This window comes from Geminicoccus flavidas, assembly GCF_009806515.1.
Taxonomy (GTDB): Bacteria; Pseudomonadota; Alphaproteobacteria; order Geminicoccales; family Geminicoccaceae; genus Geminicoccus; species Geminicoccus flavidus.
In genome coordinates, this window is sequence record NZ_WUJP01000493.1 from 1 (window position 1) to 15,699 (window position 15,699).

Sequence of the window (15,699 nt, forward strand, 5' to 3'; positions counted from 1 at the left end):
CGGTGCCGGTCAGGACGAACAGCAGGCGGTGACCGGCGGTCAGCCACTTGAAGTTCAACATCATCTCAAGGCTGTCGGCAGACGGGCGTGGGGGGCGGTGGTCTGCCGGATCGTGGCGGGCAGCCGGGCATGCGACAGGATGCTTGCCCCCTGTTGGGATTGGCCCGCTGCGGCTAGGTTCCCCGCCCATGAGCACCGCATCTCGCCTCGTCCTGGTCGATGGCTCCGGCTACATCTTCCGGGCGTTCTTCGCGCTGCCGCCGATGACCCGGCCGGACGGCACGCCGGTCAACGCCGTGTTCGGCTTCGCGTCCATGCTGTTCAAGCTGATGACCGACCGGCCGGAGGACGATCTCCTGGTCGTGTTCGACCATTCACGCTCCTCGTTCCGCAACGAGATGTACGAGGAGTACAAGGCGAACCGGGCAGAGCCGCCGCCGGAGCTGCGGCCGCAGTTCTCCTTGGTGCGCGATGCGGCACGCGCCTTCGGACTGCCGGTGGTGGAGCTGGAAGGCTACGAGGCGGACGACCTGATCGCCTCCTATGCCAGGGCGGCCAAGGCCGAAGGGCGGGTCGTCGAGATCGTCAGTTCCGACAAGGACCTGATGCAGCTCGTCTCGGACGGGGTGTTCATGTTCGACCCGATGAAGGGCAAGAACATCGGCCATCACGAGGTGGTCGAGCGGTTCGGCGTGGGCCCCGAGCGGGTGCGCGACGTGCTGGCGCTGGCAGGCGACACGTCGGACAACGTGCCGGGCGTGCCGGGCATCGGGGTGAAGACGGCGGCGCAGCTCATCACGGAATACGGGTCGCTGGAGGGGCTGCTGGCCGCCACGGCGAAGATCAAGCAGCCCAAGCGGCGTGAGACGCTGGAAAGCAACGCGGACAAGGCGCGGCTGTCCTACGAGCTGGTGGGGCTGAAGGACGACGCGCCGCTGCCGCTGACCTTCGCCGAGATCGGCCGCGCCTCGATCGACCCGGCCACGCTGCTGCCCTTCCTCCAGGAGAACGGCTTCAAGGCGCTGATCTCCCGGGTGGGCCTGCTGGCCGAGGCCGCGGCGGTGCACCAGGCGGAGGCGGTCCGGCGCGAGGTGCGCTTCCGGGCGATCACCGACTTCACCGAGCTGGACGGATTCCTCGCGAGGGCGAAGGCCGGGGGCTATCTCGCGATCGACACCGAGACCACCTCGCTCAGCATCATGGACGCGACCCTGGTCGGCCTGTCCATGGCGGTGGACGAGGAGGAGGGGATCTATGTCCCCTTGTGCCACGAGGACGCGTTCGGCCAACGCTGCGAGGGGCAGCTCGAGACAGATGCGGTGATCGACCGGCTCCGGCCGATCCTGGAGGAACCGTCGATCCTCAAGATCGGGCATAACCTGAAATACGACATGGGCGTGCTGGCCAAGTACCGGGCCACGATCACGCCTTATGACGACACGCTGCTGATCAGCTACGTGCTGGACGGGGCCAGGCACGGCCATGGCATGGACGAGCTGGCCAAGCGCCATCTCGACCATGACACGATCAGCTACGATTCGCTGACCGGCACCGGCAAGGCACGGATCGGCTTCGCCAAGGTCGAGGTCGCCAAGGCCACCGACTATGCCGCCGAGGACGCGCTGATCACCTATCGCCTCTGGAAGGTGCTGAAGAAGCGCCTGGTCGAGGAGAAGATGGTCCGGGTCTACGAGGAGCTGGACCGGCCGCTGCCGGCGGTGGTGGCGCAGATGGAGCTGCACGGGGTGGCGGTGGACCGCGACCTGTTGCGCCGGATGTCCGGCGAGTTCGGCCAGCGCATGGCGGCCTACGAGGCCGAGGCGGCCAAGCTGGTGGGCCACAGCTTCAACATCGGCTCGCCCAAGCAGCTGGGCGAGGTGCTGTTCGACGAGATGGGCATTCCCGGCGGCAAGAAGGGCAAGGCCGGGGCCTATGTCACCGATGCGGACGTCTTGGAGCAGCTGGCCGAGCAGGGCCATGAGCTGCCCAAGGTGGTGCTGCAGTGGCGCCAGCTGCAGAAGCTGACCCGCACCTATACCGATGCGCTGATCGAGCAGATCAGCCCAGTCGATGGGCGGGTGCACACCTCCTACATGCTGGCCTCCACCTCGACCGGGCGCCTCAGCTCGACCGAGCCCAACTTGCAGAACATCCCGATCCGCACCGAGGAAGGCCGGCGGATCCGCGAGGCCTTTATCGCCGAGCCCGGCCATGTGCTGATGTCGGCGGACTATTCGCAGGTCGAGCTGCGCATCCTGGCGCACATGGCCGAGCTGGCGACGCTCAAGGAGGCGTTCGCCAACGGCATCGACATCCATCGGCTGACCGCGGCACAGATGTTCGGCCTGCCGGTGGAGGAGGTGAGCGGCGACCTGCGCCGCAGCGCCAAGACCATCAATTACGGCATCGTCTACGGGATCGGGGCGTTCGGCCTGGCCCAGCGCCTGGGCATCCCGCACGCCCAGGCCAAGGACTATATCGACCGCTATTTCGAGCAATATCCCGGCATCCGCGAATACATGGACCAGACCAAGGCGGAGGCGCGGGAGAAGGGCCATGTGCTGACCGTGGACGGGCGGCGCTGCTGGGTGCCGGAGATCCTGTCCAAGCTGCCATCCCGCCGGGCCTATGCCGAGCGCGCCGCGATCAACGCCCCGATCCAGGGGACGGCCGCCGACATCATGAAGCGGGCGATGCTGCGCCTGGCCAGGCGGCTCAAGGAGGAGCGGGCGGGTGCGCGCCTCTTGCTCCAGGTCCACGACGAACTGCTGCTGGAAGTGCCGGAAAGCGAGGTCGAGCCGACGGCGGCACTGGTGCGGGCGGCGATGGAGGGGGCGGCGTCGTTGAGCGTGCCGCTGGAGGTCGAGGTCGGCACCGGGCACAGCTGGGGGGCGGCGCACTAGACCAGGCGTGACTGCCACCGGCTGCAAGCTTTGGCGCTCGCCGCAGATTCTGCGAAGCCAGTGCCCGTCACTCCGCCGAATCCCTGTCCATCCGTTCGCCAGACAAGGTTACCTTGCGCCGACCTCGAATGCCGGGGTCCCCTTGGTCGTCTTTACGGTCCACGAGCCGCTCTGGCGGAATGAACTCGCCGATGCGTAGGTGTCTTCCATGAACTGGAAGTAGACCATCTTGCCGTCACGTACCTTGGTGTGAATTGAGAATGGCGAGGTGAAGACATGGCCTACTTCAACCGAACGATAGGTGAACTTGCCGAAAATGGCGACATCCTCGGCTGAAGCCAGCTTGTCGGTGATCGTGAAGTCCTCGATCTGCCAGTATTCTGCGACCCGAAGGAAGGTGCTGCTGTACGCGTCAGGGCCCGTGGCAGTCCCCGCCCACGGCTCGATCTGCTTCAGTTCGGGGTTGTCGAAGTTCAGCGATACGTAAACGGCGTCGGGCGCTACGAGGCGGGCGGCCGCAGCCTCGACCTTGTCCGGGGCCGTGTTGGACAGGAAATCCATGACGACGGCCAGGGACGCGGCAGACTGATCCTGCGAACCCGTTGCCTGCGCTGCGGCAGGCGCTAACAGCAAGACAGGAGCGCCCATCGCAAGGGCAGCTGCGAGAACTGCCTTGGGAAGATTGAGAACCGTCATGTGCTTGTTCCTTGCGCTGTTCAGGTTTCTGTCTGCGGTGGTTCGGGATGGCGGTAACGTCAGGCCTCAGCCCCTGGCCGCTTCCTCGGCTGCCTTTTCGGGGTTGAACCCGTCGAAACTGTCGAAGACGCCCATGAAACCGGGCACCGTCGCCTCACGCGCCCAGTCGCGCTGAAGCTCGCAATACATCTGCACACGGCTGATGAGCTTCCCGCCGGCCTGCTCGATGCGACGCAGCGCCGCCTCGTGCGCGGCGATCGAGGTGCCGCCCACCGCATCGACCGGCACATAGACCTCATAGCCTTCCTGGATCGCATCGAGTGCTGGGAAGGTCAGGCACGCTTCGGTCCAGAGGGCGGTCATGATGAGCTTTCGCCGGCCGATCGCCTTGACCGCCTGCTTGAACTCGGTGTCCTCCCAGCTGTTGATCGACGTGCGGTCGTATGTCGGCAGGTGGCCGAGCACGTCCTGCAGCTCCTGGATGGGCGGCTTGTTGCGGCCGGTTGCGACATTGACGGTCGAGTGGACGATCGGAAGGTTGTAGTTCATCGCCGCCTTCGCGGTGCTCACGATGTTGAACACCAGCTCTTCGCGGGGCATCGAGCGGATCGACGAGACCTGAATCGGTTGATAGTCGATGATGATGAAAACCGAATTCTCTGGCGTGAGAAGATGGTCGGTCTGCGCGTTGCGAGTGGTTTCACTGGCCATTGGTAGGCCTCCTGCCTTGATTGGACATTCTGCGCTGGAGGCGGTCCGCAGCCTCGACCAAGCGGACGAGCGAGCGCGTGCCATCCTCAGAAATTGAAGCCGATCTTGGGTCCGGTCCGGCCCTTGTCGGGGGCGCAACTCATGATTGCGTGGGCCAGAGATAAAAGCGCAACGATGATGTGGAAAGCTTGCCCGGTACGACGCAGCGTCCTACCGTGAAGACGATGCGGGACCTCAACGATCTCTATTACTTCGCGGCCGTGGTTGATCACGGCGGCTTCTCAGCGGCCGGGCGCGCGCTCGGCATCCAGAAATCGCGGCTGAGCCGCCGGGTCCTGCTCCTCGAAGAGCGCCTCGGCGTTCGCCTCCTCCATCGGTCGTCGCGCCGCTTCTCGGTGACCGAGATCGGGCGCGAGTTCTACGAGCGCTGCGTCGCAATGATCGTGGAAGCGGAGGCGGCCGAGCAGATCGCCGCGCAGATCCAGGTGGAGCCGCGGGGCCTGGTGCGGATGACTTGTCCGACGGGGCTCCTGTCCTTTCAGTTCGGCGAGCTGATCGCCCGCTTCATGATGCAGTACCCCGCCATCCAGATACAGTTGGAGAGCACGAACCGCCGTGTCGATGTGATCGCCGAAGGGCTCGACCTGGCGATTCGCGTGCGGTTTCCGCCGTTGGAGCCGACCGACCTGGTCATGAGGCGACTGGACGAGAGCGTCCAGTGCCTGGTTGCGGCGCCTGGCCTGATCGACCGCGCCATAGAGTCGCCCACGGATCTCCACATGTTGCCGAGCCTGGATCAACAGCGGCCGCATCGGGACCATGTCTGGGCCCTGCATCACGCTGATGGTCAGGTGACGACGGTCCCGCACGCACCCCGCCTGGTCACGGACGACATGTCGGTCCTGCGGAACGCGGCGATCGCAGGGACGGGCGTCGTGCAGCTGCCGACCATCTTCGTCTGGGATGATATCCGTGCGGCCCGGCTCATCCACATACTTCCCGATTGGCGACCACGGTCAGGAATCGTCCATGCGGTCTTCCCCTCCCGGCGTGGACTGCTTCCGTCCGTGCGGGTCCTGGTCGATTTCCTGGTCCGCGAATGCGCCATCCAGCGAGCCCAGGCGGACTTGGTCGTACCACCGATACCAGCGTCGCCATGATCGTTTCACCCAGGGGCTGCGAGGCTGAGAACGAGGCTGCGCCTGGTCCTGGCGGCAGCTTGCCGTAGCGAGACGGATGATCTACATACTTTGGGCATGTATATCCTCATCGGAGGTGAGCCATGCAGATCGCGCGCTGGGGCAACAGCCTGGCCATCCGGCTGCCTGCCAGGCTGGTCGAGGAAATGGGGCTGAAGGAAGGCGACCAGATCGAGCTGGTGGCCGGCCAGGGCAGTCTCCACGCCTTCCGGGTGCGGGCGAAGAGCGCGGAATGGGATCAGTTCTTCGCCGAATGCGATGCTCGGCCCGCTGTGCCCGCGGACTACCGGTTCGACCGGGACGAGGCGAATGCCCGCTGAGTTCGCGGACACCAACATCGTCATCTACGCGGCGAGTGCCGGACCCAAGGCGGCAGCGGCGCGAACGATCCTGCGCCGCTCGCCGACGATCAGCGTCCAGGTGCTGAACGAGACTCTGAACATCCTGCGCAAGAAGCGGCAGCTGGACTGGCCCGAGATCGAGCAGCGGTTGGGCCAGCTGCGCAGTCTGCTGCCGGTGGTGGATCTCACCGTCCGCACCCATGAGCTGGGCCTGCAGCTGGCCCGGCGCTACGGCCTGTCGGTCTATGATGCGATGATCGTCGCTGCCGCCCTGGATGCCGGCTGCGCTATCCTGTGGAGCGAGGACATGCAGGACGGGATGGTGGTCGCCGGGCAGTTGACCATCCGCAACCCGTTCCTGTGACCGGCTGCCCTCATGCTAGGCAGCATTGCCGGGTGGAGCCGCTTCCCTGACCAAGGCATCCTGTTTGGCCAGGCCGACATAGGAGCGGCCGGCTGCCGTCGCTTCCGCCTCGCGCCGTCGTGTCGCGGGAGAAGCGGCGGCGCAACATAACATAATAGTTGAAAATCTCCCCGCTTCCTTGCCAATACTCCATGCCTGAGCCCGCTGCCGCAGGTGCTGCCATGGCCGAGACGCTGCTGGATGTCGTCGCCGACAGTTCGCCCTTGCCGCTCGCGGTGCTGGATCCGGCGGGGGGCGTAGTGCTCGCAAACCGGGCGCTGCGCCTGCTGGTGAACGAGGCGGTGCTCCAGGGCCAAGTGGCGCTGGACGGGCGGGACGGGCGCGTGCTCCTGCCGGGCCGCCATGGCGGTGCGGTGGCACTCGAGGTGATCGAGCTGGCCGGAGGCGGGGGCAGACGGGTGCTGCGCGGCGAGACGCGCCGCCAGCCGACGGGCCTGCGCGAGGAGACAGGCGGCTTCCAGTTCCCAGTCGGCGCCGACCTGTCGCCGTTGGACGAGCGGCTCTTGCGCGCGGCGCGCAGTGCCGCGGAACAGGACCGGGCGGTGGCGCTGCTCCTGCTGGAGCCGCTGGGCATGGAGCGGCTGGCGGCCGAGCTCGGCCCTGCTGCGGCCGATGCCGCGCTCGCCAGGCTCGACGAGCGGCTGCGCGCCAGCCTGCGCACGGTCGACCATCTCCTGCCGCAGGAGGACGGGCTGCGCGCGGTGGTGGCGGTGGTGAGCGGGCCCGAGGGGGCCGAGACGCTGGCGGTCCGGTTGTCCACGCTGCTGGCCCAGCCTTTGGAGGTGGAAGGTGCCGAGCGTCTGTTCGGCGTGCGCATCGGCCTGGCGCATGCACGGGCACCCGACCTCGCTGCGATCCTGCCGGCCGCCCGCGCGGCGCTGGCGCAGGCCGCCATGGCCGGCGGCCGTTTCGTTTCCCTGGCCAGCCGGACCCTGCCCTAAGCACTGCCGGGCCGGCTTGTCGCCCCTTCAGCCCTGGGATACCTGTGCAGCATGAATGACCGGGTTCTGCTTCCCCTGATCGGCGTCACCGCCTGCCTGCGCGAGAGCGAGGACGGGCTGGGCAGCCATCAGGTCGGCGCCAAGTACCTGAACGTGGTGGTCCAGGCTTGCCGTGGCACGCCGCTGGTGATCCCGGCGCTTGGCCACGCGGCCGACGCCGACCTCCTGGTGGAGCGGCTGGACGGGCTCCTGCTCACCGGCAGCCCGAGCAATGTCGACCCGCAGCATTATGGCGGCCCGCCGCCGCGCGAGGGCAACATCGCCGATGCCGCGCGCGATGCCACCACCCTGCCGCTGATCCGCCGGGCGATCGAGACGGGCTTGCCGATCTTCGCGATCTGCCGGGGCTTCCAGGAGCTGAACGTGGCGCTGGGCGGCACGCTGCACCAGCATCTGCACGAGGTGGCAGGCCGCTTCGACCACCGCTCGCAAAAGGACCGGCCGCCGGCCATGCGCTACGAGCCGCGCCACGAGATCCGGCTGGCCCCGGGCGGCCTGCTCCAGCGAATCCTGGGCGGCGTGGAGTCGACCAGGGTGAACACGCTGCACGGCCAGGGGCTCGACCGGGTGGCGGCACGGCTGCGGATCGAGGCGGTCGCCCCGGACGGCACGCCGGAGGCGGCGAGCGTGCCGGATGCGCCGGGCTTCGTGCTGGGGGTGCAGTGGCATCCCGAATGGCGGGCGATGGAGAATCCGGACAGCGTGAGGATGTTTCAAGCGTTCGGGGATGCCTGCCGGGCCCGCGCGCAAACCAGGGTGCAGCATGGTCGATATCGCCGCGTGGCTTGAGGAACGGCACATCACCGAGGTCGAGTGCCTCATCGTCGACATCAACGGGATCGGCCGGGGCAAGGTGCTGCCGGCCTACAAGTTCCTGAAGTCGCTGGAAGACGACACGCTGCGCATCCCGGAGAGTGTGTTCATCCAGACCGTGACCGGCGACTATCCGGAGGAGGACGTGATCGACCCGGCCGACCGGGACGTGCGGATGCGGCCGGACCATGATTCGCTGCGCCTGGTGCCCTGGTACGACGAGCCGACCGCGCAGGTGATCTGCGATGTCCATCACCATGACGGCCAGCCGGTGACGATCGCGGCCCGCCAGGTGCTGCGCCGGGTGGTCGGGCTCTACCAGGAGCGCGGCTGGAAGCCGGTGGTCGCGCCGGAGCTGGAATTCTTCCTCACCAAGATCAACACCGACCCGGACTATCCGCTGGAGCCGCCGATCGGGCGTTCCAAGCGGCCGGAGACCGGGCGGCAGAGCTTCGGCATCGACGCGCTCAACGAGTTCGACCCGATCTTCGAGGACGTCTACGCCTGGTGCGAGGCGCAGGAGATCGACGTGGACGGCATGACCCATGAATCGGGCGCCGCCCAGATGGAGATCAACTTCGCCCATGGCGAGCCGCTGGACCTCGCGGACGAGGCGTTCCTGTTCAAGCGCACCCTGCGCCACGCCGCGCTGAAGCACGGCATCTACGCGACCTTCATGGCCAAGCCCATGGAGCGCGAGCCGGGCTCGTCCATGCATATCCACCAGTCGGTGGTGGACGTCCGGACCGGGCGGAACCTGTTCGCCGAGGGGGAGGAGGGCTATGCCGACCTGTTCCTGGCGCACATCGCCGGCCTGCAAAAATACCTGCCGCAATGCATGCCGCTGCTGGCCCCCAACGTGAACAGCTACCGGCGACTGCGCCGCTTCTCCACCGCCCCCATCAACGTCCACTGGGGTACCGAGAACCGTACGGTCGGCCTGCGCGTGCCGGCCAGCGCCCCGGAATCGCGGCGGATCGAGAACCGGATCGCGGGGGCGGACGCCAATCCCTATCTGGCGATCGCCGCATCGCTGGCCTGCGGCTATCTCGGCATGGTCCAGGGGCTGGAGCCGACCAAGCCGATCTCGGGCAGCGCCTACCGCCTGTCCCACTCGCTGCCGACCCAGCTGGGCGAGGGGCTGGAGAAGCTGGCCGCGTCCAAGACCATGCGCGAGGTGCTGGGCGAGGAGTTCGTCGAGGTGATGCTGGCGGTCAAGGAGACCGAGCACGCGGCGTATCAGTCGGTGATCAGCTCCTGGGAGCGGGAGCACCTGCTGCTGAACGTGTAGGGCACGCGAGGGAGCCCGTCAGGGCAGCCCCGCCCGTTGGAGACCAGCGACCAGGCGCTGGCGCTGGTCCGGCTGGGCATAGAGGGCCGCCAGGTCGTCTGCCGCGAAGAAGGGATTGAGCTTCAGCACCCTGGCCGCGGCGTCCTGCGCCTGCACCGTATGGCCGAGTTCCGCGGACGCAGCCGCCAGCACGGCCCAGGCCATCACCCGGTCAGGTCTGCGACCCAGGTTCCGCTCCAGGATACCCAGCGCATCCTGCGGGCGGCCGTCCAGGTAGTAGGCCACGCCCAGGTCCGCCCACACGGGGTCATGGATCGGGTCGAAGGACAGGACGGTCTCGAATTCACGGATCGCTCCATCGATATCGCCGCTGGCGAGGTAGATCGATCCGCGCTGGGCCCGGACCTCCGGGTCGCCGGGATTGAGCTCAACCGCTCGATCGATCTCGGCCTTCGCGAGGTCGAAACGGTGCTCGAACTCGTGCGACCAGCTGAGCAGCACGTGCCCGCCCGCCTCTTCGTCATCGAGCAGGACGGCCTTCTCCGCGAACTCCCTGGCGCTCTGCAGCGCCTTGGCCGGCCACTCGGTCCAGCCGAACAGAGCTGCATCAAAATAGGCCCGGCCGAGGCCGACATGGGCGATCGCATAGGTCGGATCCAGCTCGATGGCCTTGCGGAAGAACTCGCGTGCCTCGGCGTTGCCGCTGCGGGTGCGCCGCGCCAGTTGCTCATGGCCGCGCAGGACATAGTCGTAGGCGGCAAGATCGCCGGGCGGCTTGGTCAGAGCGCGCCCCTGCTCGGCGCGGGTTACCCGCACGGCCAATGTTCCGACCAGCCGCTGGATGATCGCGTCCTGCACGGTGAACACGTCGGCCAGGTTCTCCTCATACCGCTCCGACCAGAGCAGGAGCCCGTCGCGCGTGTCAGTGAGCTGGACGCTGATCCGGATCCGCTGGTCGGCGCGGCGGACACTGCCTTCGACGACATAGCGCGCTCCGAGCTCTCGCTCGATCCGGGCCGGATCGGCGGCCTTGCCCTTGTAGGTGAAGGTCGTGCCACGGCCGACCACGCGCAGGCTGGAGAAGCGGCCCAGTGCCGCGATCAGGTCCTCGGTGATCCCGTCGCTCAGATATTCCTGGCTCGGGTCGCCGCTCTGGTTGGCGAACGGCAGGACCGCGATGACGGGCTTGGCGATGATGCCCGGACCGGCAGGCGCGACACGCTCCTCATGCCGGCCGCCCAGCAGAGCTCGGCCGGGAAACCAGAGGCCGGCGCCGGCCAGGGCCAGGAGCAGCAGCAGTGCGGCCGTGATCCGGACCGGCCGGGCGTGCGGCAGCGGATGCTTCGGCCGTTTCGGCGAGGGGGCGCCGCTCCCGTTCAGGCACACGCGGAACGTGGCGACCGGCTCGGGAATGTTCTTGAACCGGTGTCTGCCCAGCGGCTCGAAGGCGAAGTCGAGCTTGCCGCGGACATGGTTGTGGACCGTCTGCGAGACCAGGATGCCGCCCGGCTCGCAGAGCTGCTGCAGGCGCGCTGCGATGTTGACGCCATCGCCGTAGATGTCCGCGCCGTCGACGATCACGTCGCCGAGGTTGATGCCGACGCGGAACTCCAGCCGCTGCTCGGGCGGGAACGCAGCGTTTTGCCGGCGCAGGACCTGTTGGATGTCCACCGCACAGCGGAGTGCTTCGACCACGCTCGGGAAGTCGGCCAGGACGCTGTCGCCGGCCGAGCCCACGACCCGGCCGTCATGCTCCACCACCAGCCGGTCGATGATCTCGCGGCTGGAGCGCAGGCGCAGATGCGTGCCCGCCTCGTCCTCGTGCATCTGGCGCGAGAAGCCGACCGCGTCGGCGCTCAGGATCGCGGCCAGCTTGCGCCGGCGGCCGTGCGCTGCACCTTCAGCTGTTGCGTCCGCGGGTCCGGCCACCATTCCGTGTCCCATCGACGGCGGCACGCCCGTAGCGTCCCGCGCGGCCAAGGGATAGAAAGCGCATTGGACATAGTGAGGGTTTGCGGAGGATGCCGCAATGAACCTCGACCTGAGCGCCACCTGTCGGATCCGGGGCGCCGCCGTCTGCGCCATCCTCCTGGCGGCCGCCACCGCCGCTGCGGGCGAGCGGATCAACAAGGACGCCGACAACCTCGCTATCCGCGGCTACGATACGGTCGCCTATTTCACGGAAGGCCGGCCGGTCAGGGGCAAGCCCGAATTCGCCTATGTCTGGCAGGACGCGCGATGGCAGTTCGCCAGCGCGGAGCATCGGGACCTGTTCGCGGGTGAACCCGACCGCTACGCCCCGCAGTTCGGCGGCTTCTGCACCGGAGGCGTGGGGCTGGGCCGGCTGGCACCTATCGACCCCGAGGCCTGGGTCATCGTCGATGGGCGGCTCTATCTTCACTACGATCGGGCGGGCCGGGATGAGACAGTGGCTCACCCTGACGCCCAGATTGCCGCTGCCACCGAGCAATGGAAGGAACTAGGCCGTACGCCATGAAGCAGAGGTAGGAGGCCGCTACGCGCAGCGCCGGCCGCCCGGTCGGGGAATCGGCGCCGGCACGATGATGAGCAGCCAGGTTCTACTCGGCACTCTCTCCAGACCGGCAGATGGGGGAGTCCAGGCCGGCGAAGGTGCCGGCCTCGGCGCTTGAGGTCGGCCAGAGCGAGGGCAGGTCGAGGCCGGCGAAGTCCTGCAGCTTTTCCCAAACTTGCTCGGCCGCGGTCCGGCGGGGCATGACGCGGATGTTGGCCATCATCCCAGCGTCCTCGTGCTGCACCAAGTGGCAGTGATAGACGAAGTCGCCGGCGATGATCGGGTTGGTGAACGGGATGATGATCTCGGCAATGCCGGGCTTGCCGTTCTTGGCATAGGGGATGTTGATCACGTCGCGCAGGCCGCCGCCCAGCGTCTCGTCCGGGTCGCCGGAGAAGCGCCTGACCAGGAACGCCGTCTGGTGAAGGTGGAAGACGTGGTATTCCTGGGTGAAGTTGCGCACGATCCAGCGCTCGACCTGGCCCACTCGGGTAAGCGTGTCGATCCGGTCGTCCGCGTACATCTTCTTGTTGATGAAGAAGCTGTTGCCGTCGGCGCTCTCCGAGAAGTCGACATAGCGGGTCCGGTCGACCTTCAGCTCGGCGATCTCGGCGGCGTTGGGCTGGATCAGGTCCGGGCGGGCCGGGCCGTCGTTCAGGCGCTTGAGGAAGCGCCTGGCATGGCGGGGCTCGCCGTCGACGATGAAGGTGCCGAGCTGGACCGCGGGGTTGGGGTCGCCGGCGGGACCGGTGTTGACGTTGCGGTGGCGGAAGGCGTAGCGCCCGGCCTTTCCCGCCTCCACCACGATCGTGGCCCGCGCACCCGGCGGCAGGAAGACGTGGTCGATCCGCACCGGCTTGGCGAGCAGGTTGCCGTCGCGCTCGAGCAGCCAGACCCGGTGACCGTCCAACTGCATGTCGAAGAAGGCATCTGCGCCCAGATTACCGAGCTGCCAGACCTGGAACTCGCCGGGACGCGCGCGGATCGGCGGGTTGGCCAAGCCGTTCAGCGACTTGGCGCGCGCGTCGCCGTCCTTGAAGCCCGGGAAGGTAAAGTCCTTGAAGACCATGACCCGCCGGCGCAGCTTGGCCAGCTCCGGGTACTGGGTCTCGAACGTCCCGTCCACGATCAGCATGCCCGAGATGCCGGAGCCGATCTGGTCGTCGACATAGTGATGAACGTGGGCGTGGTACCAGTGCAGGCCCAGCGGGTGGTCGTCCGGCACGGCCACGTCGTAGCGCAGCTCGCGGCCAGGATCGATCCGCAGGAACACGTTGTCGCCGTTGGGCCGCTTAGGTGAGACGTCCATGCCGTGGAAGTGGATGTTGGTCGGCTGCGGCCGGTCGATGCCGACCTGCGACGGCCCGATCTCGTTGACTGCCTTGACCTGGATCGTGTCGCCCGGCCGGATGCGCAGGGTCGGCGCCAGGTAGCTGCCGTTGACCACGTTAGAGAGGACCTTGCGGCCGCGCACGGTGATCTCGGCGGGCCTGATCCTGAGGGTGGCGCGCAGCACCCCGTCCTGGCTGCGCAGTTCCGGCGGGTTGGGTAGGTCATCGATCGCCTGGGCGGCCTGGAGCTGGGCCGGCATTGGCTCGGGCTCGGCCGACCGGACCGGCAGGGCGCCGGACAGGAGCATGGCCGCCAGCGCGGCAGCGCAGCCCAGACCACCGGCCAGTCGCGATCGAATCATCGCCGTTCTCCGCCACCACGAGATCTGCGGGCCGAACTGTCCCTGGCCCTGCAAGGCGCGCCTGCCTGCCCAGGCTCGAAGGTGCGGCAGGTTCAGGATCGCGTCAATCAGGATCGGGACTGGCTGCCGCACTGGTCGACATTGCCGCAGACGGCCGGAGACGGAAGGTCACCGGGATGTCCGGATGCTTCATGCTTCAGGCAGGATCGTTCTACTTGACGGTGACTTGGCGCGCCCGTCTGCCTGACGCCCGGCCGAGGCGAGGGGCGATGGCCACCGGCGGCAGGCGCGCAAGGCACAGCCCCGTCGCGCGGGTACCCGGTCGGCATCTACTGGTAGTTGCAGAATGCGCTGCCGCGCCCGTCAGTGCAACGTTGCGGTGATGCCGGGCGCGTCCAGGGAGAAGGCCGGGATGCGGACGTCGAACTCCTCGCCCCGGTCGTTCACCATCTGGTAGCTGCCGAGCATCATCCCGGTGGGCGTGGTGAGCGGCGTGCCCGAGGTGTATTCGAAGGTTTCGCCGGGCTCCAGGCGCGGCTGCTCGCCGACCACGCCCTCGCCGCGCACCTCGATCATCCGGCCGCGCGCATCCGTGATCCGCCAGTGCCGGCCGAGCAGTTGCACGCGCTCGGCGCCCTGGTTGGCGATCCGGACGCGATAGCCGAACACCCAGCGCTGTTCCTCGGGCCGGGACTGGTCTTCGACGAAGAATGGCTCGACCGAGACGGCGATCGACCGGGTCGTGGCACTGTACATGGCGGCGGCCCACCCATTCTGCGATGAGGCGACAACCGGAGCTTGAGCGGCAGGTTCCCGCCTGTCCAGGACCGTCGTGCCGGTGTGGCGGCCCGGCACGTGCCGGCCGGGCGCAGGCGCAGGCGCAGGAAGATTCAGACAGGCGCGTGCATCAGAGCAGCTGAATTAAACTAGCGGTGGAATTAGGGTAGTGCTGTTCAGACATGGACGGTGGCGACATGGGCACTGATGAAGACCGGCGCGACAGTGGCCGGGCCGACGACGCGATGAAGGCGGCTTTCGCGCAGCGTCTCCTGATGGTGATGCGCGAGCGGGGCTGGACCCAGTCGGAGCTGGCCAGGCGCGCCCGGATCGGCCGCGACAATGTCAGCGGCTATATCCGCGGCAAGAACCTGCCGGGGCCGGCGATCCTCAACCGGCTGGCGGCAGCGCTGTCGGTCGGGCCGGAGGAGCTGATCCCGATGCCGGAGCAGGACATCCCGAACAGCCGCAAGGCACACGGCTTCACGCTGCGCCACCTGGCCGACGACGGCAACCGGGTCTGGCTGCAGGTCGAGCAGGCGCTGCCCTGGGACCAGGCCGAGGCGATCCTGCGCATCCTGGGCCATTCCCTGCAGCGGCCGCCGGCCGTCGAGTCGCGTGCCGCCTGAGGCGGGCCGGCCTGTTCAGAAGTGGGTCCAGCTTCGGCCGGACAGGGCTAGCGGGGCGCCGTCCGGGCCCAGCACCTCCGTCCCGCCGCCGCTGCGGATCTCGCCGATCACTGCGACCGGCACGGGCAGGTCCGCGAGCCTCGCTCGGTGGCGGGGCGGCAGGGTGAACAGGAGTTCGTAGTCGTCGCCCCCGGTGAGCGCCGCTTCCAGGGCGCCGGGCAGTGCAGTGGCGGCGGGCGAGAGCGGCAGGTCGCCGGCACGGATCAGGGCGCCGAGCTCGCCTTCAGGCCCGGAGGCCGCCAGGATGTGGCCGAGGTCGCCCAGAAGGCCGTCGGACACGTCCAGGCAGGCGCTGGCAAGGCCACGCAAGGCCTGGCCCAGCGCCAGGCGCGGCTCGGGCACCCGGTAGCGGCCGGCCAGATAGGCGGCGGCATCGGCCGGGGCGGTGATCCGGCCTTCCAGGATGGCCAGGCCGAGCGCGCCGTCGCCGAGCGTGCCGGACACGCAGACGAGGTCGCCCGACCGGGCCCCGGTCCGCGTGAGGGCAGTGCCGGCCGGGAGGCGGCCCAGCACGGTCAGCGAGAAGAACAAGGGGCCCGGCGTCGAGACGGTGTCGCCGCCCAGGAGATGAATGCCGAACCGCCGCTGGTCTTCCGCCAAGCCGGCGACGAAGCCGTCCAGCCAGCCG

General features: G+C 68.1%; 15 protein-coding genes. 9 read left to right on the forward strand and 6 right to left on the reverse strand.

Annotation, left to right across the window (positions count from 1 at the left end):
• The first annotated feature begins 188 nt into the window (after positions 1-188).
• Entirely contained in the window at positions 189-2,903 is a 2,715-nt protein-coding gene (polA, locus tag EQG76_RS13920) for a DNA polymerase I (RefSeq protein ID WP_159714355.1), read from the forward strand.
• 108 nt (positions 2,904-3,011) lie between these two features.
• Here the strand turns inward: polA and EQG76_RS13925 are convergent, their stop codons facing one another.
• Both EQG76_RS13925 and EQG76_RS13930 read right to left on the reverse strand, forming a co-directional pair.
• On the reverse strand, positions 3,012-3,599 hold the full coding sequence (locus tag EQG76_RS13925) for a nuclear transport factor 2 family protein (RefSeq protein WP_200840808.1): 588 nt from the start codon (positions 3,597-3,599) through the stop codon (positions 3,012-3,014).
• Positions 3,600-3,665: 66 nt separating this feature from the next.
• A complete protein-coding gene (locus EQG76_RS13930; RefSeq protein ID WP_159714358.1) occupies positions 3,666-4,310 on the reverse strand; it encodes a hydrolase in 645 nt (214 codons plus the stop codon).
• Between the two features lie 224 nt (positions 4,311-4,534).
• On the opposite strand from EQG76_RS13930, the gene EQG76_RS13935 reads away from it, so the two are divergent.
• The 6 genes from EQG76_RS13935 (at position 4,535) to EQG76_RS13960 (ending at position 9,379) form a co-directional block, all read left to right on the forward strand.
• The gene (locus EQG76_RS13935) at positions 4,535-5,470 is read left to right on the forward strand and encodes a LysR substrate-binding domain-containing protein (RefSeq protein ID WP_159714434.1); all 936 of its coding nucleotides are present in this window, start codon (positions 4,535-4,537) and stop codon (positions 5,468-5,470) included.
• A gap of 122 nt (positions 5,471-5,592) precedes the next feature.
• On the forward strand, positions 5,593-5,829 hold the full coding sequence (locus EQG76_RS13940; protein WP_159714361.1) for an AbrB/MazE/SpoVT family DNA-binding domain-containing protein: 237 nt from the start codon (positions 5,593-5,595) through the stop codon (positions 5,827-5,829).
• Positions 5,819-6,214 carry a PIN domain-containing protein gene (locus EQG76_RS13945; protein WP_159714364.1) on the forward strand — a complete coding sequence of 132 codons (396 nt, stop codon included), beginning with the start codon at positions 5,819-5,821 and terminating at the stop codon, positions 6,212-6,214. Before EQG76_RS13940 ends, EQG76_RS13945 begins: the two co-directional genes overlap by 11 nt.
• Positions 6,215-6,435: 221 nt before the next feature.
• Complete coding sequence (locus EQG76_RS13950) at positions 6,436-7,215, forward strand: diguanylate cyclase domain-containing protein (protein WP_159714385.1); 780 nt, start codon at positions 6,436-6,438, stop codon at positions 7,213-7,215.
• Positions 7,216-7,266: 51 nt separating this feature from the next.
• Positions 7,267-8,064 carry a gamma-glutamyl-gamma-aminobutyrate hydrolase family protein gene (locus tag EQG76_RS13955; RefSeq protein ID WP_159714388.1) on the forward strand — a complete coding sequence of 266 codons (798 nt, stop codon included), beginning with the start codon at positions 7,267-7,269 and terminating at the stop codon, positions 8,062-8,064.
• Positions 8,039-9,379, forward strand: a complete 1,341-nt coding sequence (locus tag EQG76_RS13960) for a glutamine synthetase family protein (RefSeq protein ID WP_200840809.1) — start codon at positions 8,039-8,041, stop codon at positions 9,377-9,379. The genes EQG76_RS13955 and EQG76_RS13960 overlap by 26 nt, the downstream gene beginning before the upstream one ends.
• 18 nt (positions 9,380-9,397) lie before the next feature.
• Here the strand turns inward: EQG76_RS13960 and EQG76_RS13965 are convergent, their stop codons facing one another.
• Positions 9,398-11,311, reverse strand: coding sequence for an adenylate/guanylate cyclase domain-containing protein (locus tag EQG76_RS13965; RefSeq protein WP_159714394.1), 1,914 nt, complete (start codon positions 11,309-11,311; stop codon positions 9,398-9,400).
• A gap of 97 nt (positions 11,312-11,408) precedes the next feature.
• Here EQG76_RS13965 and EQG76_RS13970 point away from each other — a divergent pair, with 97 nt between their 5' ends.
• The gene (locus tag EQG76_RS13970) at positions 11,409-11,876 is read left to right on the forward strand and encodes a YHS domain-containing (seleno)protein (protein ID WP_159714397.1); all 468 of its coding nucleotides are present in this window, start codon (positions 11,409-11,411) and stop codon (positions 11,874-11,876) included.
• A gap of 82 nt (positions 11,877-11,958) precedes the next feature.
• On the opposite strand, the gene EQG76_RS13975 is transcribed toward EQG76_RS13970, so the two are convergent.
• Positions 11,959-13,605 carry a multicopper oxidase family protein gene (locus EQG76_RS13975; RefSeq protein WP_159714419.1) on the reverse strand — a complete coding sequence of 549 codons (1,647 nt, stop codon included), beginning with the start codon at positions 13,603-13,605 and terminating at the stop codon, positions 11,959-11,961.
• Positions 13,606-13,968: 363 nt separating this feature from the next.
• Positions 13,969-14,361 carry a Co2+/Mg2+ efflux protein ApaG gene (gene apaG / locus EQG76_RS13980; protein ID WP_159714422.1) on the reverse strand — a complete coding sequence of 131 codons (393 nt, stop codon included), beginning with the start codon at positions 14,359-14,361 and terminating at the stop codon, positions 13,969-13,971.
• A gap of 218 nt (positions 14,362-14,579) precedes the next feature.
• Here apaG and EQG76_RS13985 point away from each other — a divergent pair, with 218 nt between their 5' ends.
• Positions 14,580-15,011: a helix-turn-helix domain-containing protein gene (locus EQG76_RS13985; RefSeq protein ID WP_159714425.1), complete on the forward strand. Its 432-nt coding sequence runs from the start codon at positions 14,580-14,582 to the stop codon at positions 15,009-15,011.
• Positions 15,012-15,026: 15 nt separating this feature from the next.
• Here the strand turns inward: EQG76_RS13985 and thiL are convergent.
• Positions 15,027-15,699, reverse strand: a 673-nt coding sequence (gene thiL, locus EQG76_RS13990) for a thiamine-phosphate kinase (protein ID WP_159714428.1), incomplete at its 5' end; no start/stop codon positions are given.

Bases quoted from the DNA above. Each gene is read 5' to 3' on its own strand.
- EQG76_RS13930 (WP_159714358.1), bottom strand. From the start codon at position 4,310: ATGGCCAGTGAAACCACTCGCAACGCGCAGACCGACCATCTTCTCACG.
- EQG76_RS13935 (WP_159714434.1), top strand. From the start codon at position 4,535: ATGCGGGACCTCAACGATCTCTATTACTTCGCGGCCGTGGTTGATCAC.
- EQG76_RS13965 (WP_159714394.1), bottom strand. From the start codon at position 11,311: ATGGTGGCCGGACCCGCGGACGCAACAGCTGAAGGTGCAGCGCACGGC.
- EQG76_RS13985 (WP_159714425.1), top strand. From the start codon at position 14,580: ATGGGCACTGATGAAGACCGGCGCGACAGTGGCCGGGCCGACGACGCG.
- polA (WP_159714355.1), top strand. From the start codon at position 189: ATGAGCACCGCATCTCGCCTCGTCCTGGTCGATGGCTCCGGCTACATC.
- EQG76_RS13925 (WP_200840808.1), bottom strand. From the start codon at position 3,599: ATGACGGTTCTCAATCTTCCCAAGGCAGTTCTCGCAGCTGCCCTTGCG.
- EQG76_RS13945 (WP_159714364.1), top strand. From the start codon at position 5,819: ATGCCCGCTGAGTTCGCGGACACCAACATCGTCATCTACGCGGCGAGT.
- EQG76_RS13970 (WP_159714397.1), top strand. From the start codon at position 11,409: ATGAACCTCGACCTGAGCGCCACCTGTCGGATCCGGGGCGCCGCCGTC.
- EQG76_RS13950 (WP_159714385.1), top strand. From the start codon at position 6,436: ATGGCCGAGACGCTGCTGGATGTCGTCGCCGACAGTTCGCCCTTGCCG.
- EQG76_RS13960 (WP_200840809.1), top strand. From the start codon at position 8,039: ATGGTCGATATCGCCGCGTGGCTTGAGGAACGGCACATCACCGAGGTC.
- apaG (WP_159714422.1), bottom strand. From the start codon at position 14,361: ATGTACAGTGCCACGACCCGGTCGATCGCCGTCTCGGTCGAGCCATTC.
- EQG76_RS13955 (WP_159714388.1), top strand. From the start codon at position 7,267: ATGAATGACCGGGTTCTGCTTCCCCTGATCGGCGTCACCGCCTGCCTG.
- EQG76_RS13975 (WP_159714419.1), bottom strand. From the start codon at position 13,605: ATGATTCGATCGCGACTGGCCGGTGGTCTGGGCTGCGCTGCCGCGCTG.
- EQG76_RS13940 (WP_159714361.1), top strand. From the start codon at position 5,593: ATGCAGATCGCGCGCTGGGGCAACAGCCTGGCCATCCGGCTGCCTGCC.